The organism is Polynucleobacter sp. es-EL-1 (assembly GCF_018687975.1).
Classification (GTDB): Bacteria; Pseudomonadota; Gammaproteobacteria; order Burkholderiales; family Burkholderiaceae; genus Polynucleobacter.
Genome location: NZ_CP061310.1, coordinates 564,579 through 589,466, shown reverse-complemented (window position 1 = coordinate 589,466; position 24,888 = coordinate 564,579). Strand labels below are relative to the sequence as shown.

General features: G+C 45.1%; 26 protein-coding genes. 10 read left to right on the top strand and 16 right to left on the bottom strand.

Annotated elements, in window-relative coordinates; translation table 11 throughout:
- Nucleotides 1-22 precede the first annotated feature (22 nt).
- From FD974_RS03070 to FD974_RS03060, 3 genes are all read right to left on the bottom strand, one after another.
- Nucleotides 23-1,438, bottom strand: coding sequence for a 3'-5' exonuclease family protein (locus tag FD974_RS03070; RefSeq protein ID WP_215365687.1), 1,416 nt, complete (start codon nt 1,436-1,438; stop codon nt 23-25).
- 31 nt (nt 1,439-1,469) lie between these two features.
- Nucleotides 1,470-2,039, bottom strand: coding sequence for an Rrf2 family transcriptional regulator (locus FD974_RS03065; RefSeq protein ID WP_215365685.1), 570 nt, complete (start codon nt 2,037-2,039; stop codon nt 1,470-1,472).
- Nucleotides 2,040-2,101: 62 nt separating this feature from the next.
- On the bottom strand, nt 2,102-2,251 hold the full coding sequence (locus tag FD974_RS03060) for a hypothetical protein (protein ID WP_215365684.1): 150 nt from the start codon (nt 2,249-2,251) through the stop codon (nt 2,102-2,104).
- Between the two features lie 131 nt (nt 2,252-2,382).
- Here FD974_RS03060 and FD974_RS03055 point away from each other — a divergent pair, with 131 nt between their 5' ends.
- From FD974_RS03055 to FD974_RS03045, 3 genes are read left to right on the top strand one after another with little or no spacing between them, the layout of a single operon-like run.
- Nucleotides 2,383-3,030, top strand: coding sequence for an LON peptidase substrate-binding domain-containing protein (locus FD974_RS03055; RefSeq protein ID WP_215365682.1), 648 nt, complete (start codon nt 2,383-2,385; stop codon nt 3,028-3,030).
- Nucleotides 3,031-3,034: 4 nt separating this feature from the next.
- Entirely contained in the window at nt 3,035-3,904 is an 870-nt protein-coding gene (locus FD974_RS03050; RefSeq protein ID WP_215365680.1) for an oxygenase MpaB family protein, read from the top strand.
- 9 nt (nt 3,905-3,913) lie between these two features.
- A complete protein-coding gene (locus tag FD974_RS03045; RefSeq protein ID WP_215365678.1) occupies nt 3,914-4,225 on the top strand; it encodes a hypothetical protein in 312 nt (103 codons plus the stop codon).
- Here FD974_RS03045 and FD974_RS03040 read toward each other — a convergent pair.
- Complete coding sequence (locus tag FD974_RS03040) at nt 4,209-4,388, bottom strand: hypothetical protein (protein ID WP_215365676.1); 180 nt, start codon at nt 4,386-4,388, stop codon at nt 4,209-4,211. The genes FD974_RS03045 and FD974_RS03040 overlap by 17 nt on opposite strands.
- Nucleotides 4,389-4,471: 83 nt before the next feature.
- On the opposite strand from FD974_RS03040, the gene FD974_RS03035 reads away from it, so the two are divergent.
- Nucleotides 4,472-5,092: an alpha-ketoglutarate-dependent dioxygenase AlkB gene (locus tag FD974_RS03035; protein WP_251374650.1), complete on the top strand. Its 621-nt coding sequence runs from the start codon at nt 4,472-4,474 to the stop codon at nt 5,090-5,092.
- 3 nt (nt 5,093-5,095) lie between these two features.
- On the opposite strand, the gene FD974_RS03030 is transcribed toward FD974_RS03035, so the two are convergent.
- Nucleotides 5,096-5,401 carry a helix-turn-helix transcriptional regulator gene (locus FD974_RS03030; RefSeq protein ID WP_251374649.1) on the bottom strand — a complete coding sequence of 102 codons (306 nt, stop codon included), beginning with the start codon at nt 5,399-5,401 and terminating at the stop codon, nt 5,096-5,098.
- Between the two features lie 95 nt (nt 5,402-5,496).
- On the opposite strand from FD974_RS03030, the gene FD974_RS03025 reads away from it, so the two are divergent.
- Genes FD974_RS03025 through FD974_RS03015 form a run of 3 tightly spaced genes read left to right on the top strand, consistent with a single transcriptional unit; the run spans nt 5,497 to nt 10,341 of the window.
- Entirely contained in the window at nt 5,497-8,715 is a 3,219-nt protein-coding gene (locus tag FD974_RS03025; protein WP_215365672.1) for an efflux RND transporter permease subunit, read from the top strand.
- A gap of 19 nt (nt 8,716-8,734) precedes the next feature.
- The gene (locus FD974_RS03020; RefSeq protein ID WP_215365671.1) at nt 8,735-8,944 is read left to right on the top strand and encodes a DUF2892 domain-containing protein; all 210 of its coding nucleotides are present in this window, start codon (nt 8,735-8,737) and stop codon (nt 8,942-8,944) included.
- Between the two features lie 14 nt (nt 8,945-8,958).
- Nucleotides 8,959-10,341 (top strand): TolC family protein, encoded by a 1,383-nt coding sequence (locus tag FD974_RS03015; RefSeq protein WP_215365669.1) that lies wholly within the window; start codon nt 8,959-8,961, stop codon nt 10,339-10,341.
- Nucleotides 10,342-10,359: 18 nt separating this feature from the next.
- Here FD974_RS03015 and modA read toward each other — a convergent pair whose 3' ends face one another.
- Nucleotides 10,360-11,127: a molybdate ABC transporter substrate-binding protein gene (gene modA / locus FD974_RS03010; RefSeq protein WP_251374648.1), complete on the bottom strand. Its 768-nt coding sequence runs from the start codon at nt 11,125-11,127 to the stop codon at nt 10,360-10,362.
- 60 nt (nt 11,128-11,187) lie between these two features.
- Nucleotides 11,188-12,090, bottom strand: coding sequence for a pseudouridine synthase (locus tag FD974_RS03005; protein ID WP_215365667.1), 903 nt, complete (start codon nt 12,088-12,090; stop codon nt 11,188-11,190).
- Nucleotides 12,091-12,196: 106 nt separating this feature from the next.
- Between FD974_RS03005 and FD974_RS03000 the strand changes: the two genes are divergently transcribed.
- From FD974_RS03000 to FD974_RS02990, 3 genes are all read left to right on the top strand, one after another.
- Complete coding sequence (locus tag FD974_RS03000; protein ID WP_215365665.1) at nt 12,197-12,970, top strand: TSUP family transporter; 774 nt, start codon at nt 12,197-12,199, stop codon at nt 12,968-12,970.
- A gap of 99 nt (nt 12,971-13,069) precedes the next feature.
- Nucleotides 13,070-13,495: a universal stress protein gene (locus FD974_RS02995; RefSeq protein WP_215365663.1), complete on the top strand. Its 426-nt coding sequence runs from the start codon at nt 13,070-13,072 to the stop codon at nt 13,493-13,495.
- Between the two features lie 62 nt (nt 13,496-13,557).
- Complete coding sequence (locus tag FD974_RS02990) at nt 13,558-13,794, top strand: hypothetical protein (RefSeq protein ID WP_215365661.1); 237 nt, start codon at nt 13,558-13,560, stop codon at nt 13,792-13,794.
- Between the two features lie 11 nt (nt 13,795-13,805).
- On the opposite strand, the gene arsH is transcribed toward FD974_RS02990, so the two are convergent.
- The 9 genes from arsH to infB form a co-directional block, all read right to left on the bottom strand.
- Complete coding sequence (arsH, locus tag FD974_RS02985; protein ID WP_215365659.1) at nt 13,806-14,525, bottom strand: arsenical resistance protein ArsH; 720 nt, start codon at nt 14,523-14,525, stop codon at nt 13,806-13,808.
- Nucleotides 14,526-15,578 carry an ACR3 family arsenite efflux transporter gene (arsB, locus tag FD974_RS02980; RefSeq protein ID WP_215365657.1) on the bottom strand — a complete coding sequence of 351 codons (1,053 nt, stop codon included), beginning with the start codon at nt 15,576-15,578 and terminating at the stop codon, nt 14,526-14,528. It abuts the gene before it with no gap.
- Entirely contained in the window at nt 15,575-16,054 is a 480-nt protein-coding gene (locus FD974_RS02975; RefSeq protein WP_215365655.1) for an arsenate reductase ArsC, read from the bottom strand. Before FD974_RS02975 ends, arsB begins: the two co-directional genes overlap by 4 nt.
- Complete coding sequence (locus tag FD974_RS02970; protein WP_215365653.1) at nt 16,051-16,380, bottom strand: helix-turn-helix transcriptional regulator; 330 nt, start codon at nt 16,378-16,380, stop codon at nt 16,051-16,053. The genes FD974_RS02975 and FD974_RS02970 overlap by 4 nt, the downstream gene beginning before the upstream one ends.
- A 72-nt stretch (nt 16,381-16,452) precedes the next feature.
- Nucleotides 16,453-18,810: a Tex family protein gene (locus tag FD974_RS02965; RefSeq protein ID WP_215365651.1), complete on the bottom strand. Its 2,358-nt coding sequence runs from the start codon at nt 18,808-18,810 to the stop codon at nt 16,453-16,455.
- A gap of 105 nt (nt 18,811-18,915) precedes the next feature.
- Nucleotides 18,916-20,733, bottom strand: a complete 1,818-nt coding sequence (gene typA / locus FD974_RS02960; RefSeq protein ID WP_215365650.1) for a translational GTPase TypA — start codon at nt 20,731-20,733, stop codon at nt 18,916-18,918.
- 70 nt (nt 20,734-20,803) lie between these two features.
- Nucleotides 20,804-21,715, bottom strand: a complete 912-nt coding sequence (gene truB, locus FD974_RS02955) for a tRNA pseudouridine(55) synthase TruB (protein ID WP_215365648.1) — start codon at nt 21,713-21,715, stop codon at nt 20,804-20,806.
- A 3-nt stretch (nt 21,716-21,718) separates the two neighbouring features.
- Nucleotides 21,719-22,087, bottom strand: coding sequence for a 30S ribosome-binding factor RbfA (rbfA, locus tag FD974_RS02950; RefSeq protein WP_215299822.1), 369 nt, complete (start codon nt 22,085-22,087; stop codon nt 21,719-21,721).
- A 14-nt stretch (nt 22,088-22,101) separates the two neighbouring features.
- Complete coding sequence (infB, locus tag FD974_RS02945; RefSeq protein ID WP_215365646.1) at nt 22,102-24,882, bottom strand: translation initiation factor IF-2; 2,781 nt, start codon at nt 24,880-24,882, stop codon at nt 22,102-22,104.
- Nucleotides 24,883-24,888: the final 6 nt, after the last annotated feature.

Sequence of the window (24,888 nt, the reverse complement as noted above, 5' to 3'; positions counted from 1 at the left end):
GCAATCCTGAAGCTGCGCCCTGTTAGTAGGTAGCTTCTCGAGCATTTTTCAGCAGATGGACCCGATGTTTATGGCTACCACTTAATGCTTTTTTAATAATTTTGTAAATATCTAAATCAAATTCCACCTCACCAGAAGCCGCAAGCTCATATAGCTCTGACTCATTCATGGCTGTACCTAGATAGCACCATTTATCAACTACGATCATGGCCTTACCCTCTTGAATCGCTATTGGACCCTCATAGGGCCATACCTGAACCCGATAGGACTCAAACACTGATTTCAGGGATAGGTTGTGAAGCGCTATCGGACTTGATCCAATGCATGCACCACCGCATTGCTTTACCTGAAAGCCAAAACAGGGTTTGCCCTCAATCCGCTTTTCTAGGCCAAGCAAAGCCTCACAGAGTCGATATTTTTTGGCTACGGCCTTTAAGTAAGAATGAGCCTCACGTTTGCTATAAAACAGACCATAGAGATTGTCTTGCAATCCAGGAGATAAATCCTGATGACCAACTAAAGTTGGCAGCAAAAGGCCAAACTCATCCTCAACTAAACTCCATGCACAAAGGTCTTTAGAGCGCCGCAGCTTAATGTTCATGCTAGGCATACGCTCTTTGATTAATTGAGACTCTAAAAGCAAGGCGCTTAGCTCTCCAGCAGTATCAATCCAATCAATATCTCTAATCTGCAGAGAAAGCTTCATCTCCTTGCGCTGAGTTAATGCGCTCTGAAAATGACTCATGACTCTGCTGCGCAATGAAATACTTTTACCAATATACAGCGGGGTTTTATTTTCACCATAAAAGATATAACACCCAGGAGTATCAGGAATAGAATCGACAAGGGCCTGATCAATATTGGGAGGTAAGCTGGCATTACCAACTAGTTGATTTACCGCCTGAAGTAAACGCTCTAGCCCCACCAACCTTTCACAGACACTCCAAAACTGGAGCAACAAGTCTGCATCTCCCAATGCGCGGTGCCGTGCACTGACATGAAGACCGTGAGCATGAATGATGGAATCGAGATTATGTCTTGCTTGATTGGGAAAAAGCAATCTGGAAAGTTTGACGGTACAAAGCACCTTAGGCTTGAAATCCATACCCATACGCTTAAATGATGCCTTAATAAAGCCATAATCAAAACGCGCATTATGGGCAACAAAAATCTTTCCCTCTAACTGCTCTTTGAGTTGCTTTGCAATATCAGGAAAGACAGGCTGATCAGCAACCATCTCAGGATAGATGCCCGTCAATTTCTGAATATTTTGTGGAATAAATACCTGTGGGTTGATAAGCTGTTCCCAAACACTTACCTCACCACTCACTAAAGACTTGATACCAATTTCGGTAATGCGATCGCGCTCAAAGTGAGAGCCCGTAGTTTCGATATCAACAAATGCCAGAGGAGGAAAAGCCAATGAGGGTGTTGTCACAACAATCCGCTACCGTACTGTCGATGAATAACTAGGAAGGTTTACCGTTTAAATAGTTCGCAAAATTGAAGATAGAGTTGGGGCCTAAGGCCACTTCCTCCATTTTCTTAAACTGTGCTCTAACCACCTTCTGCGCCTCGCCCTTTAATATTTTTTGCTTTGGCTCAATAGGCGGAGTAAACACAATTCGCTCTGGCGCAGTCTTGATTTCACTAAACTTCGGAATGTAATCGCGAATGGTTGAAGCCAAGGTCATGGTCGAAAGATAGCCAATCATATAAGCCTCCAAAGATTGATATAAATCTTTGGCGAGATCGGAAACCTCAACCTTGCGCTTTTTGATGTGATTCATCGCTAATACGATGTCCTTAATCATCAGAACTTGGGGATCCTTCAGTAATAGATACCCGCCATTACGGCCCTTCGTTCCTTTAACAATTCCAGCAACACGCAATGCGCTTAGCAAAAGTTCAATACGGCTAATCGATAAACGCTGTCTTTTAGCCAGTTCAGGCACTGGTACTGGCTGACCATCCGCTGAATGACAGGCAATATCTACTAAGGTATTTAGTGCAGCTTTAGCGGCAATAGTAATTTCCATAATGAGTAGATGTGGTGAATATTTTAGTAAGTGATAGTTAAAAAATCAGGGATTGCCGTGGGTTACTGGGCCTTACAGCGCTGCTCGGCTTTAGCTAAACGATCGGCACTGCGCTGCTGAAAATCGACCATATTGTGATAACCCATCTGGTAACAGGGACAATGCTTTCCCAGAATCCAGCGGGCAAGCTTGATACGAAGCATTTGAATCATGTCGATCTCCAAAAGGTATGTCAGTAATGTATCTGAGAATTTCTAAGTCTGCAGGACACCATATTGAGAAAGGCTCAGCGGTCTATTACAGGCAACAAGCAAGAAATTTTGAATTCCTTTACATTAAATACATGACAAATACATCAGCCTCCACGAGACAAATTCCGCTATTTCCTTTGGGCACCGTTCTTTTCCCCGATGGCGTAATTGCTTTGAAAATTTTTGAGGCACGTTATCTCGATATGATTAAGCGTTGCCTGCGTGAAAATACTCAATTTGGCGTCATCAGCATTATTAAAGGATCTGAAACTCAATCAGAACAAGGTTTAGAGACCACTTTTTCGAGCATTGGCACCTTAGCGAAGATTGAGGATTTTGATCCAGTACAGCCTGCACTGTATATGACCAGATCATTTGGTACGCAGCGTTTCAAGCTAATTCATGCCGAACAAGAATCGAGCGGATTATGGTTGGGTGAAATTGAGCTCCTTGAGAATGATCCCCTCATCCCCGTGCCGCAAGAACATCAAAAGGTTGTCAAATTATTAAACGAGATCATTTCCGTAATCCGCAGTGAAGATTTGTTGGGGGATGCACCCTTTAAAGAACCACACAAGTTAGATGATTGTGGTTGGGTCTCAAATCGACTCGCTGAATTACTACCCTTATCGCTAGCTCAGAAAAATCATTTGCTTGCACAAGAAAATCCCCGCATACGCCTAGATTTAATTACCGAGCTGATTGAAGATGACAACCTCAGAAACACCATGATTCATTAAAGCTATGCTCAATGAATTTATTCGCAAGGGCATTCGAGAGATGGTTGGGGGTGGTGGGCCACCCGTCGCCTTTCTGACGCCACCGGGCGATCGCGGACTTCTCGGCCCAGAATCGATTGCCTGGAAAGTCCATGCGGATTTTATTTCAATGATGATTGGCGGAATTAGCTCACTCATCATGCAAGCCCTACACCCCCAAGCTTTAGCAGGGGTATGGGATCACTCTAGCTTTCGTCAAGATCTCAAAGGCAGATTGGGTAGAACAGCCTTCTTTATTGCCGCGACTACTTATGGGTCTAGGGATATGGCCCTGCAGATAATTGACAAAGTTAATCGCATTCACACTCAAATTACTGGCTTTGATGAGTTTGGTAAACCTTACGCAGCAACAGATCCACACCTATTAGCCTGGGTTCACCTCACAGAAACGCGAAGTTTTATGAGCGCTTTTGAATCCCATCGAGTAGAAAAAATAAGTTCTGCCGCTAAAGACCAATATTTTTCTGAAATGAAAATGCTTGGCGAGAAGATGGGTGCCATGAACTTACCGACAAGCTATAGCGGAACAAATCAGGCAATCGAGCAATACATCCCTGAACTGCATTACGGTGAGCGTGCCAAAACCATCATTCAATTACTAGATCAGTTTCCGAGCAATCTCACCGCCAAGCCCTTTGTAAAGCTAATTACGCGTGCTGGTTTTTTAAACCTACCAGATTGGGTGCATCCCCTCATTGGTCGAAGCAAGCCAAGTGATATCGAGCGCTTCACCATTAATAAAAGTATTGATTTGATAGCTATACCAGTTCGACAGGCATTACAGGATGGGGTTGCCGCCCACTCACTCCGTAGAGTTTACGGAACAGCTACATAGGAGAACATCATGAGATATTTACAGATCATTACCGCAGTAATGATTGCAATGAGTCAACAGAATTTAGCGCTTGCGCAAGATAAGAGCTATCAAGATAGATGCATACAAGCTCAGATTAATTTACATGAGCAACATAAAAACATTGCCCCCAATGATTTTCGGGCTTTTTGTGAATGCACAGAAAAACAACTGAGGAGCACTTTAAGTCCGTCGCAGTTCACTGAAATGCTTGGGAAAGGCCAAAAACCTGCATGGCTGAAATCAGCCCAAGCTGCGGCTGCCAAAGCGTGTTTAAAGCCCGAGCCTAAGATTGAGGCTTAGAGTCCTGATTATCAGCATTGTCAATCATGCTAGAGGGAGTAAGAGGTTTGAGAATCGCGGGAGCCATCTTCTCCCCATCCCAAACTTGACCACACCAACACTCGCCATCCTCATTAATGATGCAAACACCTGATCCACAACAGTAGTTTTTGGGAGCTTTCAAAAATGATCCTTAGAGAAAATGAAATTGGCCACTAGGGCTTATTTTAGAGATTTAATGCAATCTTTGCTGCTCCGAGTGAATTCATGAAAATGCAAATTCCTTTGTTTGAGCCTGACGATACCCAGGCTCCCCCTAACTTATTACGTAAGGATGGTTATGCGCAGTATTTTGCGAAGGTATTTAGCTCTGCAAACTGCGAAACCCTATTGAATACCCTCTTGCAGACCCTTGATTGGCAGCCTGATCACCTCACCATGTTTGGAAAGCAGGTTATCACCAAGCGAAAAGTAGTTTGGATTGGCGATGAGGGATGCTCATACGCCTATTCGGGTCAGAAAAAGGATCCACAATCATGGACACCCGAGTTACTCATCATCAAAGAACAGTTAGAGGATCTTGCTGCATGGAAATTTAATTCTTGCCTGCTCAATCTATATCACGATGGCAATGAGGCAATGGGCTGGCATAGTGATAATGAAGCAGAACTCAATCCCTTGGCACCCATTGCATCATTAAGCTTAGGGGGAGAACGTAAGTTCGCTTTTAGGCATCGAGAAGATAAAGAGAGCAATTCAATATTGCTTGAGAATGGCAGCGTTTTAATAATGCACTCACCCACTCAAGAGTTTTGGCAGCATAGCCTACTCAAAACAACGCTACCGATTAAGCCGAGAATTAATTTAACCTTCAGGGATATTCTCTAAAAATTATTTGCAATAACTTTTATAGAGTACGCCCAGCACCTCTAAGACGGCATTGCTAGAAAGGGAGTAATAAATTTGCTTACCCTCTCTGCGAGTTTGCACTAGACCCTCATTGCGCAAGACAGTGAGTTGTTGAGATAGGGTTGGCTGACGAATTCCTAGGGTACTTTCTAGATCGCCAACGCATTTCTCACCCTGACTCATTTGGCAGAGCAATAGCAATCTATCGGTATTTCCCAATGTTTTTAATAACTTACAGGCCTCATTGGCCGATTCCTGCATTCTGTCTAGCTCTATTGCCAACGCCATAGCGTTCACCTTCATTATCGAATGGACTTCATTGTATATCAGTTTACTTTATTATATAATATTATCCAATAAATCATTTAAGTAGGCACCATTCGATGGAAAAGAAACTTGGGATATCGGGACGTATTGCGGCTTTCTTTCAGAATGCCCAAATTACACCTTTACTAGCAATCTTAGCCTTGTTGCTAGGTCTATTTGCCATCATTGTCACCCCCAAAGAAGAAGAACCTCAAATCAATGTCACGATGGCCAATGTCATCATCCCTTTTCCAGGCGCCAGCGCTAAAAATGTGGAGGAAATGGTTTCAATCCCAGCAGAGCAGGTGCTTTCGCAGATTGCCGGTATCGAGCATGTGATGTCCATGTCCCAGACGGGCCTCTCAGTGATTACAGTGCAGTTCAAGGTGGGTGTACCGAGAACTGAAGCATTAGTGAGACTGCATGACACAGTTGCCGCTAATTCGGATTGGCTGCCCAAAGGCTTAGGCGTAATGCCTGCCATCATCAAACCTAAGGGCATTGATGATGTGCCCATTTTGTCTCTGACACTCTTTTCTAAAAATCCTGCAGTTACAGCCTACGATTTAGAGAAAGTTGCCAATCAAATTGAAATCGATCTCAAAAGAGTAAAAGGTACGCGTGAAGTTGCTACCCTTGGAGGCCCAAAGCGCGCTATTCGTATTGAAATTAGTCCCGAGGCCATGGCCACTAAAGGGATTACGATTCCCGATATTCGATTGGCTTTGGACACTGCGAATTTAGGGATGCCAGTTGGCGACTTGATCACCGAGCAAGGCACTGTTGCAATTGAAACCGGTCCTTTTCTGAAAAATCTTCAGGATGTAGAGGGTATTGCCCTAGGAGTACGTCAAGGCAATCCCATCTTCATTAAAGATGTCGCTAAGGTCGTTGAAGGCCCAGTTCAAAATCAGCGCCTGGTTTGGCATGCACAAGCAAATGACCAATCTGCTTCCGAACATCCTGCAGTGACCATCGCCATTACTAAAAAACCTGGTGAGAATGCTGTTGATGTATCTGACCGGGTATTAGAGCAACTCAATTCACTTAAGTCCTCATTAATACCCAAGGATATTGAAATTGCAGTTGCCAGAAACTACGGAGAAACAGCCAATGAAAAAGCTAATAAGCTCATTCAGAAACTGATCTTCGCAACCTTATCCGTAGTTGCTTTAATTTTCTTTGCTTTAGGGCGAAGAGAGGCAGTCATTGTTGGCTCTGCAGTAGTGCTGACTCTAGCCGCTACCCTATTTGCTTCCTGGGCCTGGGGATTTACGATCAACCGCGTCTCCCTCTTTGCGCTGATATTTTCTATCGGGATCTTGGTGGATGACGCCATTGTGGTGGTAGAAAATATTCACCGACATCAACTTCTTTTCCCTCATAAGAGTTTGCGAGAAATTATTCCCGGTGCAGTTGATGAAGTAGGTGGGCCGACTATCTTGGCAACATTGACCGTGATCGCCGCCCTTCTACCGATGGCATTTATTAGCGGCCTAATGGGGCCTTATATGAGCCCTATTCCAATTAACTCCAGCATGGGTATGTTGCTATCTCTTGCAATCGCTTTCATGATTACGCCTTGGATGGCCAGAATCTGGCTGGCACAACATTCTGAGCAGCAAAAGAATCACTTTAATCTTGCGCAGTGGATTAGCCCAAAGTTCAAAAAGATCTTCAACCCACTCCTTAGCGACCAGACCGGCAAGCGCAACCGCAGGCTGTTAGGCGTTGGTGTGATTGGCGCTATTTTGATCTCGCTAGCGCTACCGGTAACGGGGCTCGTCGTTCTGAAAATGCTGCCATTTGATAACAAGTCCGAGTTTCAGGTGATATTAGATATGCCGCCCAATACTCGGGTTGAAAAGACTTCAGACGTACTAAAGGAAATGGGTGCAGCCTTGGCTAAGGTACCAGAGGTAAGTAGCTATCAAATTTATGCTGGTACAGCAGCTCCCATTAACTTTAATGGTCTAGTTCGTCAGTATTACTTTAGACAAAGTCCAGCTTTGGGTGACATCCAGGTCAATCTCGTTGATAAACATCATCGCTCTGACCAGAGTCACACGATTGCAAGTCGTGTTCGCCCAGTCTTGCAAGACATTGCTAAAAAATATCAAGCCAATGTCAAAGTTGTTGAGGTACCACCTGGGCCGCCAGTACTCTCCCCTATTGTTGCTGAGATCTATGGGCCAACTTCACAAGGCAGGCTAGCGGTGAGCAAATCCGTTCGGGAGGCCTTTGAGAAGACTCCCGGCATTGTCGATATTGATGATAGTAGTGTTGCTAAGGCTCCCAAACAATTTCTCGTAATAGATCGTCGTAAAGCCAGCTTGATGGGTGTGTCTCAACAAGCTATTGTGACCACCTTGAGGGCCGGTCTTACTGGTGAAAATGCAGCCTACATCCATGATCAGTCAAAGTACCCTGCACCTACCCAAATCAGATTACCGGAAAATAAACAAGACTCGCTCAATGAGCTACTGAAATTAACCGTAAGAAACTCACAGCGTGAAGCTGTCCCCTTAAGTCAGCTTGTCACCATTGTTGATGCTGATCGGGAGCAGGTTATTTATCGCAAAGATTTACTACCAGTGAGCTATGTGATCGCGGACACTGCTGGAAAAGTCGATAGTCCTTTATATGGTCTATTTATGGCGCGCGGACTGACTAAAGACATAAAAGCTCCAGATGGTAAATCAGTAGAAGAGTTTTTCACCTCAGCTCCTAGTGACCCATATCAGGATTACGCGATTAAGTGGGATGGGGAATGGCAGGTGACTTATGAGACATTCCGAGATATGGGTGCAGCCTATGCGGTAGGTCTAGTGCTAATCTACCTCTTGGTAGTTGCCCATTTTGGCTCTTACCTAACCCCTTTAGTCATCATGGCTCCAATCCCCTTGACCATCATAGGGGTCATGCCTGGACACGCCTTATTGGGCGCCCAATTTACTGCCACTTCCATGATTGGCATGATTGCACTTGCAGGCATCATTGTTCGCAACTCCATCTTATTGGTGGACTTCATCAATCTACAAGTGCGTGCGGGGGTTTCGTTTAAAGATGCAGTAGTAGATGCCGCCATCACAAGAGCTCAACCGATTGCTTTAACTGGCCTTGCTGCAATGATGGGCGCATTCTTTATTTTGGATGACCCCATTTTCAATGGCTTAGCAATCTCACTTATTTTCGGCATTTTAGTATCTACTGCACTTACATTAGTGGTGATTCCCTTGCTGTATTTCTCAGCTTACGCTCACCGCACCGAATCTATTCTTCAATCTGACCATTAATTTTTTAAAGGAAAATAGCATGACAACATGGCAAATCGTACGCGTAATCGCAGGCACTTTCATTCTTCTATCATTGGCATTGGGCGCCCCTGCAAGCCCATGGTTTGTCAATGAGTGGTTTTTAGCGTTTACTGCATTTGTTGGTGCCAATGTTTTACAAAGTGGTCTGACACAGTGGTGCCTCATGGAGAGCATCCTTCGCAAATTGGGCGTTAAAGCAGGCGCTTAAGAAAAAGGCTAACAATGAAACTTTTCGATATCAAACCCGTAGCAGCGGCAGCCATTGCTCTGCTTACTATATCGACCCATTCCGCTCAGGCAACTACCCTCATGGAAGTCTGGCGTGAGGCGCAAAATCGGGATCCGGAGTTCATTGCTAGCCGTTATGAACAAATGGCTGGTGAAAAGCGCCGAGATCAGGGCACCTCATTGTGGCTTCCTAGTGTGAGTGTGACCGCCTTGACTGGCAGTATGAGTTACAACACCTCTACTACTGGTGCACAGTTTTATGCCCCTGGAATGAGGACGGTCAATGGAGCCAACTTTAATACTTCGATTAATAATGGATTTGTTAATCGCTATATGGTATCGGCATCACAGTCGATTTATAACCGTGAACGCCTCTCTCAGAGTCGTCAATTAAATTTATCGGCTGATGCCTCCAATCTTGGCGCGCAGGTTGCCCAGCAAAACCTCATTCTTCTTGTGGCTGAACGCTACTTTGATGTTCTCAGTGCGCAAGAGGCAGTGAGATTGGCTAAGAAACAAGAAGAGGCTATTAACAATACTCGCCAACAGATTGAAAAACGCTATAGATTGGGTGATGCAAGTCAGACGGATTTGCAAGAGGCAGCGGAGAGACTGGACCTCGTTAGAGTCAGAATGCTCGATGCAAGCAATAATCTCACTGTTAAAAAATTAGCGCTACAAGATCTCTTTGGTAATCCAGTGACTGTCGATAAAATGAAGATCGCCCTCAAAACAGATCGTCTGAGCATTGCCTCTCTGGATAGCTATCTCGGAAAATTGAAATCCCAAAACATCCAACTACAGATGCTTTCTGTTCAGGAAAAAGTGGCGAGAGAAGAAGCAGAAAAATATGGTGCTATTGCATCTCCTAAGCTTGATGCCGTAGCCCAATCCTCAAAAGATAGTCTTACTGGCTCGGGTAATTTTGGTCCAGCCAGTAATGTGGCAACCAACAATTACCTCGTAGGTCTTCAGCTATCTATCCCTTTGTACACAGGTGGTTACAGGACAGCAAAGCAAGAGGAGTCTTTACTTTTGGTTGAAAAAACCAAAGCGGAATACACTAAATCAGAACAGGATTTTGAGAGAACCTTACGCTCAATTTGGCATGCTTTAAATAGCACCAAGGACAAGTTAAATGCCTTAACAGCTGCCCAGAAGACTGGTGAAGCACGCTTGAGCTCTACTCGGGCGGGTTATGCCAATGGCTCGCGAACCACCATGGAACTCCTAGGGGCTGAAAGTGATTTGATTGGAACTGACTACGCTTTATATATGGAGAAAGTCAATTACCTATTGAACCGTTTACGCCTAGCTGCACTAACTGGTGAGATTTCAGAGCAAGACCTAACGCTGGCAAATGCCTACATTCAATAAGAGGCTAATGAAGAGCAGTTATTGAGGAACACCATATCCATACTTAGCTAGAATCTCTCTAGCTTTGACAGTCTGCATAAACCGATAAAGGTCAATAGCCTCTTGTGGTGCACCCTTGATAAGCACCATTCTTTGCATGATGGGCTCATACAACTTGTCATTTACTAAAACGTAATTGGTTTGCTTGGCCACCTCCGGGGATTGAGCGAGCGATAAGGCTGTAAATCCAACATCTGCAGCGCCAGTGGCTACAAACATTGTGGCCGCACCAATGTTATCGCCATAGACCAATTTATCTTTAGCCAAATCCCATAAGCCTTCGGCTTTCATAAATTCAATTGCCGCCCTGCCATAAGGAGCCAATTCAGGCTTTGCAATGGCAATCTTATTTGCTTTAGTGATTGCACTAGCTAACTGAGTCTTGTCTTTGCTCAACTCTATTCCTGAGGAATTCTTGGCGATAAATACAATTCTGCCAATGGCATAGACTTTTCCAGCATCCACTGTTTTGCCATTCTTATAGAGCTCGAGTGGGAATTTTTCATCTGCAGAAATGAATAGATTAAACGGCGCGCCATTCATGATCTGGGCTGTAAAGTTTCCCGAGGATCCATACACCACCCTTATCTCAGGCTTACCAGTGGCTTTGAATGCGGCCTGAATTTCTGTAAAAGCATCTTTCATATTGGCAGCAACTGCTACGGATGCGATCTGCCCAAATGAGATCGCAGCGTAGGCAAATAGAAGTAGTCCGAAAGAAAATTTGAGTAAATGTCTAAATCTCAATTGATGCCTTCAACAGAATATTGCCAAAGTAATAGTGTACTCATTCACATTGGCAAACCACTACATATTTAGGTTAAGAATCTTTTCACTGAAAAAATGCCTTTGATTACCCGTAATGGGATCGATAAATGCAATTTCCTTAGCTAGCAACTGCAAAGGCTTAGAAAAATCGAGCTCATACTCTTGATAAGGGGTAAGCGTGGGATAAATTTGATCGTACTTTATCGGAATCCCTAAAGCATTCAGATGGCAACGTAACTGATGCTTCTTGCCGCTGCCAGGCGTAAGACGATATCTGGCCCAGGGCTTACTGATTTCAGTTATTTCTACAAGGGTATCGGTATTGGGCTCCCCTGCAACTTCCTCCATTTGTAAGAAGTGCTCAGATTCTTGCAAGCGACTACGATAAGTGACAGGTAATCTTTTTGCTAATTCCTCTGAGTAAGGCGCAATGGCTTCATATACTTTTTGTACCAGACGATCTCGAAATAAATTTTGATACTGTGCACGCTCATTGGGATTTACTGAAAAAATGACCAGTCCGGCAGTATCACGATCAATCCGATGTATTGGACTTAAAGCCCGAATTCCTGTTTGTTTCTTTAATCGATTCAACGCCGTTTGCTGAAGATAGAGACCGCTTGGGGTCACTGGCAAGAAATGCGGTTTATCCGCCACCACAATATGCTCATCTTGAAACACAATATTGAGCTCAAAAGGGATCTCAGGCTCGCGCTCTAGGCGCCTGAAGTACAGCAGATGACTTCCTGGGCGATAAGCATCATTCGCCGCTACCGGCACCCCCTCAATAGTCATCACCAAACCAGCAGTAAAACGCGCCGCCCATTCTCCGGAGTCAATATGAGGGAACTGCTGAATGAAGAACTCAAGCAAGCTTTCATAATGGGTATCTTGCGGCAGAAATACCCGCGATGAAGATACCCCTTCTGAGTTCACTTTCATAAGCTATCGATGATTGGAAATGGATTGAATGCTAATTATCCACCTTAGCACGTAAGAACTTAAACACCTCTAAAATACCTCTGCATAACATTTAAAACAATAAAAAATGCTTGAACTGTCCATCTTCGATCTGAGTCTACTCTTTACCTGCGCCCTAGTCGCCGGGCTAGTCGACTCTATTATTGGTGGTGGCGGAATGATTCAGGTACCAGCCCTCTTTGCTTTTTTACCCAGCTTTCCACCGGCAACTTTACTCTCAGTTAATAAGTTTGCTTCCAGCGTAGGCACTATTGGCTCAGCGATCCAGTATGCGAGGGCCAACAGAAGCCCTTGGCGTTTAGTGATCATCTCATCAACCGTCGCTTTTTTGGCATCGATCGGTGGCGCCTATCTCGTAACCCAAGTACCGACACAATGGCTCAGGGGTGCATTGCCTTTTTTATTGATAGCCCTACTCATTTTTAATATCAAGTCCAATGCTGGCTTGGTGCATGCCCCTAAACATCAACCCAAAAAACAAAAAGCTGTAGCATCTGCTGGCGCAGGAATCATTGGCTTTTACGATGGATTTTTAGGGCCCGGCGCTGGAGCATTTTATAAACTCTTGTATACACGCATCATGGGCTTTGATTTCTTGCGTGCAGCAGCTCCTGCAAAGTTTCTCAACATCTCTTCCAATTTAGGTGCCTTATGCGTATTTCTGTATATGGGCTTTATTGACTGGAAACTCGGGATTTTGATGGCAATTGCTAACCTGATTGGCGGTCAAATCGGCACCAAGATTGCCATAACGCATGGGAATACCTTCATTCGCAAGGGCTTCTTTATTCTAGTAAGCATTTTGATTGTGAAAACCTTCTACGACGCCTTCTTAAAATAGGCCATTAGATTAGTCAGCTTTTCATGGATTTATGGGGATTTTCATAGTAAATTAGTACATGAAGTTGCAGTTTATTCACTACAAAAAATAGAGGGACAAATGAAAATATTATTACCAGTTGACGGCTCTAAATCTGCGCTCAATGCAGCTAAGTATGTGGGCAAGTTAGCCAAAGATTTGCGCAGCAAGTGCACCGTGACTATCATCAGCATTCATGACGATATTGGCCTTGGTCATGTGAAACAGTTTGTTGCCAATAGTGTGATTGATGACTATCTCAGAGAGATCAGCGAAAAAGATCTCAAAGGCGCACAAAAAGCTTTAGATGCAGCTGGTGTTAAGCACAATATGGTGATTAAACGCGGCAATGTTGCTGGTGAAATCATTGCCTTGGCTAATAAAGAGAAGTTTGATTTAATTGTGATGGGCTCCAAAGGTCGCACCGGCATCTTAGATGCGCTCATGGGCTCAGTTGCTCAAAAAGTCAGTAATTCTGCCAAGCAAGCTGTTTTACTAGTGAAGTAATTTCGATATTGGATATGCTTTATCAGGCCGTCTACAAGACGGCCTTTTTTATAGGTCACTAAATGAGCATTGTGTTTCTCTTATTAGCGCCAGCAATATTTGCCCTCTTTTGGCTAATCAAATTACAAATTTGTCTATCGAGAGTGCGCTATCTGGTGGATACCTATGGAATAGATCGCAAGAAACTGCGCAAGCTCAGCTGCAAAGAGATTAGAGCGCTTCGAAGTTCAATTGACAACTTGAGACAAGAAAATGATGCTATTGCCTTAGAGGCCCTTATTCGTCCTTATCGTGCATAGCAATAGCCAATCTAAATTGAGCGTTGATTGACGCGTTTAGATAACGCCTCTGCAGATTCTTTGCGCTCGCTGTAGCGATCAGTCAAATAGGAGCTGACATTGCGAGTCAAAAGCGTAAATTTATACAACTCTTCCATCACATCGACAACGCGATCATAAAATGCGGATGGCTTCATGCGACCATCTTCTTCAAATTCAGTAAAAGCTTTCGCTACAGATGATTGATTTGGAATAGTGATCATGCGCATCCATCTTCCCAAAATACGCATTTGATTCACTGCATTAAATGACTGCGATCCACCGCAAACTTGCATCACTGCCAGCGTCTTTCCCTGAGTAGGTCGTACAGCACCCTCAGATAATGGAATCCAATCAATTTGCGTCTTCAGAAGTCCAGTCATCGCGCCATGGCGCTCAGGTGAAGTCCAGACCATCCCTTCTGCCCACATCGCCAACTCTCTTAGTTCTTGTACCTTAGCATGGCTATCAGGCACGCTATCAACCAATGGCAAACCAGTAGGATCAAAAACTTTGACCTCTCCACCCATCGCTCTTAATAATCTAGCCGCCTCAAGCGTCAATAGGTGGCTATAAGATCTCTCACGTAAAGAGCCATACAGCATCAAGAATCTAGGGGGATGGGAAGCCTGAGAAATGCCGAGTTTTCCAAGGTCAGGAACCTGAAATAAAGATTCGACTAATGCAGGAAACTCATCGACATACTCAGACATTTAAGAATCGGCCTTTTGAAAATATTTTTCTTTAAACCATAAAGCTACGGTGACTAAGCCAATCATAATAGGCACCTCCACCAAAGGACCGATTACTGCTGCAAAGGCTGCACCAGAATTAATACCAAAGACAGCAATGGCAACGGCAATCGCTAATTCAAAATTATTACTTGATGCGGTAAAGGAGAGAGTGCAACAACGCTTGTATCCAAAGCCCAACTTACCCGTAACAAAGAAGGTAAGCAAAAACATCACTACAAAGAAAACCAATAACGGTACAGCAATCGTCACAACATCCATTGGCAAAGTCAAAATCAAATTACCCTTCAGACTAAACATCACCACAATCGTGAATAGTAACGCTATCAAGGTCAGCTTGCCAATGCGTGGCACAAAGTGCTCGTGATACCACTCCTTAGAAACAAACTTGAGCATCACAAAACGGGTAAGCAAGCCAGCAATACAAGGAACGCCTAAGTAAATGAAAACGCTCTCTGCAATTTGAGCCATACTCACACTGACATTGGCGCCAGCTAAGCCAAAATATGGCGGCAATACTGTCAAAAAGAAGTAGGCGTACACACTAAAAAATAGCACTTGAAAGATTGCATTAAAAGCCACTAACCCTGCTGCATACTCAGCCGAACCTTTAGCTAAGTCGTTCCATACGATCACCATGGCAATGCAAGGTGCAATACCAATCAAAATAAGGCCAGCCATATACTGGGGCTCATTTGGCACAAAGGTAATGGCCAGAAAAAACATGAGCGTGGGAGCCACGATCCAGTTCATTAAGATAGTAATAGCGAATATTTTTTTATCTTTAAAAACATCTGGAAGATCTTCATAGCGCACCTTCGCAAATGGAGGGTACATCATCAATATGAGGCCAATAGCAATCGGAATATTGGTAGCGCCCACCTGAAAAGAATTAATCCACTCTTCCATGCTGGGGACAAAGTACCCCAGACCAATACCAGCAGCCATTGCCACAAAAATCCAGACCGTGAGATAACGGTCTAGGAAAGAAAGTTTTTTGGTTAGAGAATTCATGCTTTTTGGTGAATCTCTTTAAGACTCATAGAATCCAACTTCTCTAAAGGCATGGCAGCCAAGATATCGAGACGCTTCTTTAAACCATTCATCACCTCAACAAAAGCAGCTTTTTTCTCTATATCGTTTCCCTGCACTTGCGATGGGTCTGGGAAACCCCAATGTGCTGTGGCAGGCTGACCCGGCCAGAATGGACACTGCTCGCCAGCTGCGTTATCACAAACCGTAATAATGAAATCCATCTTAGGAGCATCAGGCTGGCCAAAGACATCCCAACTCTTGGACTTGAGTAGCGTCCTATCCATTCCCATCTCAGCAGCAAGATCTGCTGCAATTGGATTGACGCTAGTCCCTGGCGTTGAGCCTGCTGAGTAGCCAATAAATTTGCCGCTTGGATGGGTCGAAGCTAAGGCCTCACCCAAAACGGAACGTGCAGAATTGTGGGTGCATAAGAAAAGAATATTGTATGTTTTCATAAGGATTTAATCTTTTTGGATATTTTTGAAGGAATGCAGGATTTGCCTCCACAGCAGTTATCCAATAAGAATGCGCTTAATTCTTGGACAAGTGCTGCATTAGGGCGATAAATCAGATTGCGACTTTGGCGCTCTACTAACAACAAGTTCGCCTGAACCAACTCTTTTAAATGGAAGCTGAGTGTCGCGTTGGGAATGCCCAACTTCTCAATAATTTGAGTGGGCGTTAAACCCACGTCACCCTTTTGCACAATCAGGCGAAAGATATTAAGTCGCGACTCCTGACCTAGAGCCAGGAAAGCAGAGACTGCGTCTGTATTTTTCATATTTCCAATTATATAGAAATATATGACAGATTCATGACAACACAAAAATTTGAGGTCTATCACCTCCCTAAATTACTTCTTTAGCTTTCCAAAAGCTGCTGCCATCGCACTATTCATGGGAGGAGCGCTGCGGCCTTCCTGAGGTCTTCTGTCTTGAGATTTTTGAGAATTTGATTTATTAGCTCTTTGTTCGGCCTGACCCCCAGCACTTGCTTTTGGAGCCTCATCTGAAAGCCGCATAGTAAGCGCGATACGCTTACGCTTCTCGTCTACCTCCAATACCTTCACTTTAACAACCTGCCCCGCCTTCACAACAGTATGAGGATCTTTTACAAAGGTATTGGCTAGTGCGGAGATGTGAACTAAGCCATCCTGATGAACGCCAATATCGACAAAAGCCCCAAAGGCTGCAACGTTGGTAACGACACCTTCCAAAATCATATCCACTTTGAGGTCACTGATTTTTTCTACACCATCTTTAAAGGTTGCTGTCGTGAACTCTGGGCGAGGATCACGACCGGGCTTCTCCAATTCCTTAATAATGTCTGTGACTGTTGGCACACCAAACTTCTCATCGGCATACTTTTCTGGATGAAGGTTCTTCAGAATTGATGCATCACCGATAAGCTCTTTAACACCCTTCTGAATATCCTTGAGAATCTTCTCCACTAATGGGTAGGATTCAGGATGAACGGCAGAAGCGTCCAGAGGGTCATCGCCATTCATAATGCGTAAGAATCCAGCAGCTTGCTCATAGGTTTTATCTCCGAGCCGCGGAACACTCTTAAGATCTGCCCTCGACTTGAATGCACCTTTACTGTCACGATAGGCAACGATGCCTTCGGCCACAGTATTTGATAGGCCAGAAACCCTTGCCAATAAAGGTGCTGAGGCGGTATTCACATCAACACCAACCGCATTTACACAATCCTCTACAACTGCTATTAGAGATTTAGCCAACTGGGTTTGCATGACATCATGCTGATATTGACCTACACCAATAGACTTCGGATCAATCTTTACGAGCTCAGCCAATGGATCCTGTAAACGTCTAGCAATGGATACGGCGCCGCGCAAGGAAACATCCATACCGGGCAACTCTTTTGATGCGTACTCTGATGCTGAATATACTGAAGCTCCTGCCTCAGACACCACGATCTTTGTCAACTTGAGCTCTGGTTTGGCTTTAATTAAGTCCTGCGCTAATTTATCGGTCTCACGCGATGCAGTGCCATTTCCAATAGAAATTAAAGTCGCTTGATGCTTCTCTGCTAATTTGGCAAGCGTATGAAGCGAACCATTCCAATCATTTTTAGGTTGGTGTGGGTAGATAACATCAGTGTCAACTACTTTACCAGTGGCATCGACTACTGCCACTTTTACCCCAGTACGCATACCAGGGTCTAAACCAATGGTAACCTTTGGCCCTGCAGGTGCAGCAAGCAATAAATCTTTGAGATTGCGGGCAAATACATTAATTGCCTCGGCTTCCGAGCGCTCTCGCAGAGCGCTCATGAGCTCCGACTCTAAATGCATAGAGCACTTAATGCGCCAAGTCCAGCGCACAGTTTCTGCTAGCCATTGATCGGCTGGGCGGCCTTCATTCTTAATCTTAAATTGGTTGGCAATACGGGATTCACAAGGATTATGTGGGGCGTCCCATTTGGGCTTTTCTTCTACGGTATCGAGGCGTAAATTCACCATCAAAATCTGTTCACGACGACCTCTAAACAATGCTAAGGCGCGATGTGATGGAATTGCCTTAATTGGCTCAGAATAATCAAAGTAGTCTGCAAACTTCTCACCCTCTTGCTCCTTGCCTGCAATAACCTTAGACTCGACTACGCCATGATCTTGCAAATAGGTTCTAAGAGACTGCACCAGAGCCGCATCTTCAGCAAAGCGTTCCATCAAAATCTGGCGAGCCCCCTCTAGCGCAGCTTTGGTATCCGGCACTCCAGGGTTATCGGTGCCATCGACCTGAAAGGCTTCTTTGAGATATTTAGCAGCCTCGACTTCAGGATCTAGAGTCGGATTACTTAACAGATCATTTGCCAAAGGCTCTAAACCCGCTTCCAAGGCTATTTGAGCCTTGGTACGGCGCTTCGGTTTATAGGGAAGATAAAGATCCTCTAGGCGTGTCTTATCTTCCGCCAGCATGATGGCCTTGAGTAATTCAGGCGTCATCTTGCCCTGCTCTTCAATGGAGGCAACAATTGCCTTGCGGCGATCTTCTAACTCGCGCAAATAACTCAAGCGCTCTTCCAATAGTCTTAATTGCGCATCATCTAGACCCCCTGTTGCCTCCTTACGATAACGAGCAATAAAAGGCACGGTAGCACCCTCATCCATTAAGGCGATAGCTGCAGCTACTTGAGCGGGTTTAGCGGATAACTCTTGGGCAAGGCGTTGTTCAATCGATGGCAGCATTTATTTAGTTTTCTTACTCTGATGTATTTGTATTTTTAGAATATTCGTAGTGATTGAAGAACAAAAGCCACCCGAAGGTGACTTTTGTTGTCTAACTTAGCGAACTTATTCGCGTGAAGCCTTCTTACGCTCATGCTCTTTCAAATAGCGCTTACGAATACGAATACTCTTTGGCGTTACCTCTACCAACTCATCATCATCGATAAACTCAACAGCGTACTCGAGGTTCATTGCGATCGGCGTTACTAGACGAACAGCTTCGTCAGTACCGGAGGCGCGAACGTTGGTTAATTGCTTACCTTTAATTGGATTAACAACCAAGTCATTGTCACGGCTATGAATACCGATAACCATACCTTCATACAAAGGATCGCCAGGGCTCACAAACATGCGGCCGCGATCTTGTAATTTCCATAAAGCGTAAGCAACTGCCTCGCCATCATCTTGACTAATCAATACACCGTTATGACGCTCACCCAAGATACCTTCTTTAGCTGGAGCATAGGAGTCAAATGTATGACTCATCAAACCATTACCGCGAGTCATGGTCATGAAATCGCCTTGGAAGCCGATCAAACCACGCGCAGGAATACGGTACTCGAGACGAGTACGGCCTTTACCGTCGCTCACCATATCCAGCAACTCGCCTTTACGTTTACCCAAGTCTTCCATGACGGCGCCTTGAGTAGTATCTTCTACGTCAACTGTTAAGTTCTCGTATGGCTCCATCTTCACGCCGTTCTCTTCATGGAAGACAACGCGTGGACGGGAAACTGCTAACTCATAACCTTCACGACGCATCGTTTCTACTAAGATGGTGAGATGCAATTCGCCACGGCCCGACACCTCAAATACAGTGTCATCATCCGTTTCTTTAACGCGCAAAGCCATGTTTGATTTCAATTCGCGGTCTAAACGCTCACGAATTTGACGACTAGTCACAAACTTACCTTCACGACCTGCTAATGGGCTAGTGTTCACCATGAAGTTCATGGTCAAAGTAGGCTCATCAATCTTGAGCATTGGCAATGCTTCGGGAGTATCTGGGGAGCAGATTGTCGTACCAATTGCCAAATCTTCAATACCGTTCACCAATACGATGTCACCCGCCTGAGCTTCATCTACCAATTCACGTTCAAGACCACGGAATTTCAATACCTGGTTAATACGGCCTTTGCGTTGAACACCATCAGGGCCATCCATAAAGACAACATCCATCAATGGTTTTACTGTTCCACGGTTAACGCGGCCTACGCCGATCTTACCAACATAGGTGCTGTACTCAATAGAGGTAATTTGTAACTGCAAAGGGCCTTCTGGATTGTCATCACGAACTGGCACATGCTTAAGAACAGTGTCAAACAATGGACGCATATCACCTTCGCGAACATCATCAGTTAAACCTGCATAACCATTCAAGCCGGATGCATAGACAACCGGGAAATCCAACTGCTCTTCAGTTGCACCCAACTTATCAAACAACTCAAAAGTGGCATTGATCACATAATCTGTACGAGCGCCCGGACGGTCAACTTTATTAATCACAACAATTGGCTTCAAACCAAGTGCTAAGGCCTTTTTGGTTACAAAGCGGGTCTGCGGCATTGGACCCTCAACCGCATCCACCAAAAGCAACACACCATCAACCATGGAGAGCACGCGCTCTACCTCACCACCGAAGTCGGCGTGTCCTGGTGTATCCACGATGTTAATGTGCGTACCGTCATATTCCACTGCACAGTTCTTGGACAAAATAGTAATGCCACGTTCTTTTTCCAAATCATTGGAGTCCATAACACGCTCAGTCATTTTTTCATTTGAGCGGAATGTGCCAGATTGGCGTAAGAGTTGGTCAACCAAAGTAGTTTTACCGTGGTCAACGTGGGCGATGATGGCGATATTACGAAGTGCGCGTTTAGTCATGTGAAGCTTCTAAAGTTAAGAATATGAAATTCGGGTTAGTTAAGGTTAATAAATCAATAAGTCAAAATGGTTAATGGGCTGAGGAGATTAAGCGCTTAGGATGTAAGACCCCAGATCGCCAATCACCAGTACCAATAAAGTTATGTGGAGCTGCCGTAGCACGATAAATCCGCACCAATGCCTCAATGGATGGCAAATTCAGCGGAACACGTTGCCCCATTTCAAGGCGTTTAGCTTGCTGCTCATCAACTGTTAAATGAGGCAAGGTTTGTAACAAGGCATCTACTGGCAAGATATAGGAAGAGCTATCTTGCAGACCTTTTTGAATAGACTCAATCGTGAAAGATTGCTCCAAAGTGAGATGACCTACTTCAGTGCGACGCAAGCCAACTAAGTGGGCACCACAACCTAAAGCTTTACCAAGATCTTCTGCCAATACGCGGATGTAGGTTCCTTTACTGCAGCTCACCTCTAAAGTGGCTTCCGGCCATTGGACATTGGTCCAACGAATTGTATGAATCGTAATATCGCGTGGCGCACGCTCCAACTCAACTCCCGCACGAGCGTATTCATATAGAGGCTTACCATCACGCTTGAGCGCAGAGTACATCGGAGGAATCTGACTAATTGGGCCAGTAAACGCAGGCAATAAAGAATCTAATGTCAATTTCAGTGCTGCATCATCAGCAAACACTGGTAAAGGAAGCTCTTCGATGACTAAGCCTTCAGCATCACCGGTATCGGTACGCTGACCAAATTTAACTTGAGCCACATAAGTTTTATCAGCCTCAAGCAAATCTTGCGAATACTTCGTAGCTTCACCCAAACAAATAGGCAATAAACCGGTAGCCATTGGATCTAGCGTGCCCGTATGCCCTGCTTTTTCTGCATTCAATGCACGCTTAATAGCAGTGACGGCGCCTTGCGAGCTCATGCCAGCAGGTTTATCAAGCAATACAACACCATCGATACGTACTGACATGAATTATGCGTTCTCGTCTTTACGATCACTATCCACTGCTTGATCAATTAGCTTAGACATTTCAATGCCATGCTCAACTGAACTGTCATAGTGAAAATGTAAGGTGGGCACAGTATGAATATGCAAACGCTTAAACAATAAAGAATGGAGATAGCCCGCCTTATCCTGCAAGGCTTTTTGTGCAATCTCAGGCTCAGCACCCAACACAGTAAAGAACACTTTTGCATGCGCCAAATCAGGCGTGAGTTCAATGCTTTGCAAGGTAATCAAACCAAGGCTAGGGCTACGCAATTCACGGGGAATAAGCTCAGCCAGGTCTCGCTGAATTTGATCGGCGAGACGCTGGTTACGATGAGGGCTAGTTTTATGCATTATTTAGGAGGCAATTAGAGTGAACGGGCAACTTCAGTAACTTCGAACACTTCCAATTGGTCGCCTTCTTTAATGTCGTTGTAGCCTTTTAATGACAAGCCGCACTCAACACCAGCGCGCACTTCTTTTGCATCATCTTTAAAGCGCTTGAGTGAGTCCAATTCTCCAGACCAAACAACGACGTTGTCACGCAAGAGGCGAACACTAGATGTGCGCTTAACGACACCATCCGTTACCAAGCAACCCGCAATAGCGCCGACTTTAGAGACCAAGAAGACTTGACGAATCTCCACCATACCGGTGATCTCTTCTTTCTTATCTGGTGTCAACATGCCACTCAAGGCTGCCTTCACTTCATCTACCGCGTCATAAATAATGTTGTGATAACGAATATCCACGCCATTGTTCTCAGCTAATTTACGAGCTGCTGCATCTGCACGAGAGTTAAAGCCAATAATGACTGCCTTAGAGGCAACCGCCAAGTTCACATCCGTCTCGGTGATTCCGCCCACAGCTGCATGGACAATTTGAACCTTGACTTCTGGAGTAGACAGTTTTTGCAATGACTGCGACAGGGCTTCTTGTGAACCTTGTACGTCTGCTTTGATGATCAATGGCAATAGCTTGGCTTCAATCGCACCTTCGCCCATGTTTTCCATCATGGTTTCAAGCTTGACTGCTTGCTGCTTAGCCAACTTCACATCACGGAATTTACCTTGACGGAAGAGTGCAATCTCACGTGCCTTACGCTCATCAGGTACCACTTGCACAGCCTCACCAGCTGCAGGAACTTCAGATAAACCCTGAATCTCTACCGGGATAGATGGGCCAGCCTCATTACATGGCTTGCCGTTCTCATCCAACATCGCACGAACACGACCATAGGTGGAGCCTGCTAATAACATGTCGCCGCGCTTTAGTGTGCCTGACTGAACAAGCACTGTAGCAACTGGTCCGCGACCTTTATCCAAACGCGCTTCAATCACTAGACCTTGCGCCGGAGCATCTTTAGGCGCTTTGAGTTCTAAGATTTCTGCTTGCAACAGAACGTTTTCCAGCAAGGCATCGATACCCTCACCTGTTTTTGCAGATACGCCAATAAATGGCACATCGCCACCATACTCTTCAGGAACTACTTGCTCGGCAACTAACTCTGTTTTGACACGCTCAGTATTTGCTTCTGGTTTATCAATCTTATTAATTGCAACAACGATTGGAACGCCACCGGCTACTGCATGCGCAATCGCTTCTTTAGTCTGTGGCATTACACCGTCATCTGCAGCTACAACCAAGATCACGATATCGGTTGCCTTAGCACCGCGAGCACGCATTGCCGTAAAGGCTTCGTGACCCGGAGTATCCAAGAAAGTAATCATGCCGCGAGGAGTTTCCACGTGGTACGCGCCAATATGCTGAGTAATACCGCCAGCCTCACCAGTAGCAACTTTTGCAGCCCGAATTTTATCAAGAAGAGAAGTCTTACCGTGGTCAACGTGACCCATTACCGTAACAACTGGTGGACGAGAGAGTAGCTCCGCATCATGGCCTGAAGTGCCGAGATCCAAATCAGGATCATCTAACTTAGCAGCATGAGCGGTATGACCCATCTCTTCCACGATAATCATCGCAGTATCTTGATCCAAGATCTGGTTGATCGTCACCATCTGACCCATACCCATCAAAAGCTTAATCACTTCTGCACTCTTAACGGCCATTGCATGAGCTAACTCTGCAACAGTAATAGTCTCGGGGACATGAACATCACGTACAACCGGTTCTGTTGGAACCTGGAAATTGGTATCAACGTTGGCTTCAGCAATTTGACGTTGCTTTCTTCTGCCACCGCCAGAACGCCAGCCACCCACACCACCAGAACTATCGCCACGAGTCTTAAGACCACCAGGCTTCTTGGCGCCTTCCTCTTGCCAAGTGGATGAGGTTTCAGCTGATTTAATCGTCTTGCCGCCAACTTTCGCTGGAGCTTTCTTCTTATCGTCTGCACCTTCTGCTTTGGCAGGTTTATGCAGCGTGCCTTTTTTCGCCTCTTCTGCAGCAATTTCACTTGGTGCCTTCAGAACGCGTGCAGGCGTGCTCATCATGTCACGAATTGCCAATGCTTCCGCTTCTGCAGCAGCTCTTCGCTTGGTAATATCGGCCAACTGCGCTTTACTTGCGTCTGCAACTTCTTTAGCAGCTTTATCGGCTTGCGCCTTCTTATCAGCTACTTTTGCAGCTTCAGCTACAACATCGACTTCAGATTTAGCATCTTTTTCTACTACTGGCTCTGCAGCGTTAGCCGCAGCAAGTGCATCAGCTTCTTTTTGCCGAGCAACTTCTGCAGCCTTCATTTCAGCTTCTTGGCGAGCCAATAACTCTGCCTGGCGAGTAGCTTCAGCAGCACGCTTCTCTAATTCTTCCGCAGAGAGGATTGGCTTGGCTGGCTCAGCAGAAGCAGCCGCTTTTGCAGGAGCCTCCTCCACTTCAGCCGCTTTATCTCCCGCTTTAACGAGAACACGCTTTTTACGGACCTCGACCTGCACTGTACGAGTTCGTCCAGCAGAATCCGCCTGACGAATTTCAGAGCTTTCGCGCTTGATCAACGTGATCTTTTTGCGACTGCCCGCATCAGTATTGCCATGCGCTTTTTGCAAATGCTCGAGTAGAACAGTTTTGTCCTTTTCGGTAATGCTATCGTCCTCGGAACCTTTATCGATACCGGCCGCCTTTAACTGCTCTAAAAGGTCTGGTGCGGTACGCTTAAGTTCTTTAGCGAGTACTTTTACTGTTGTTGCCATGTACTA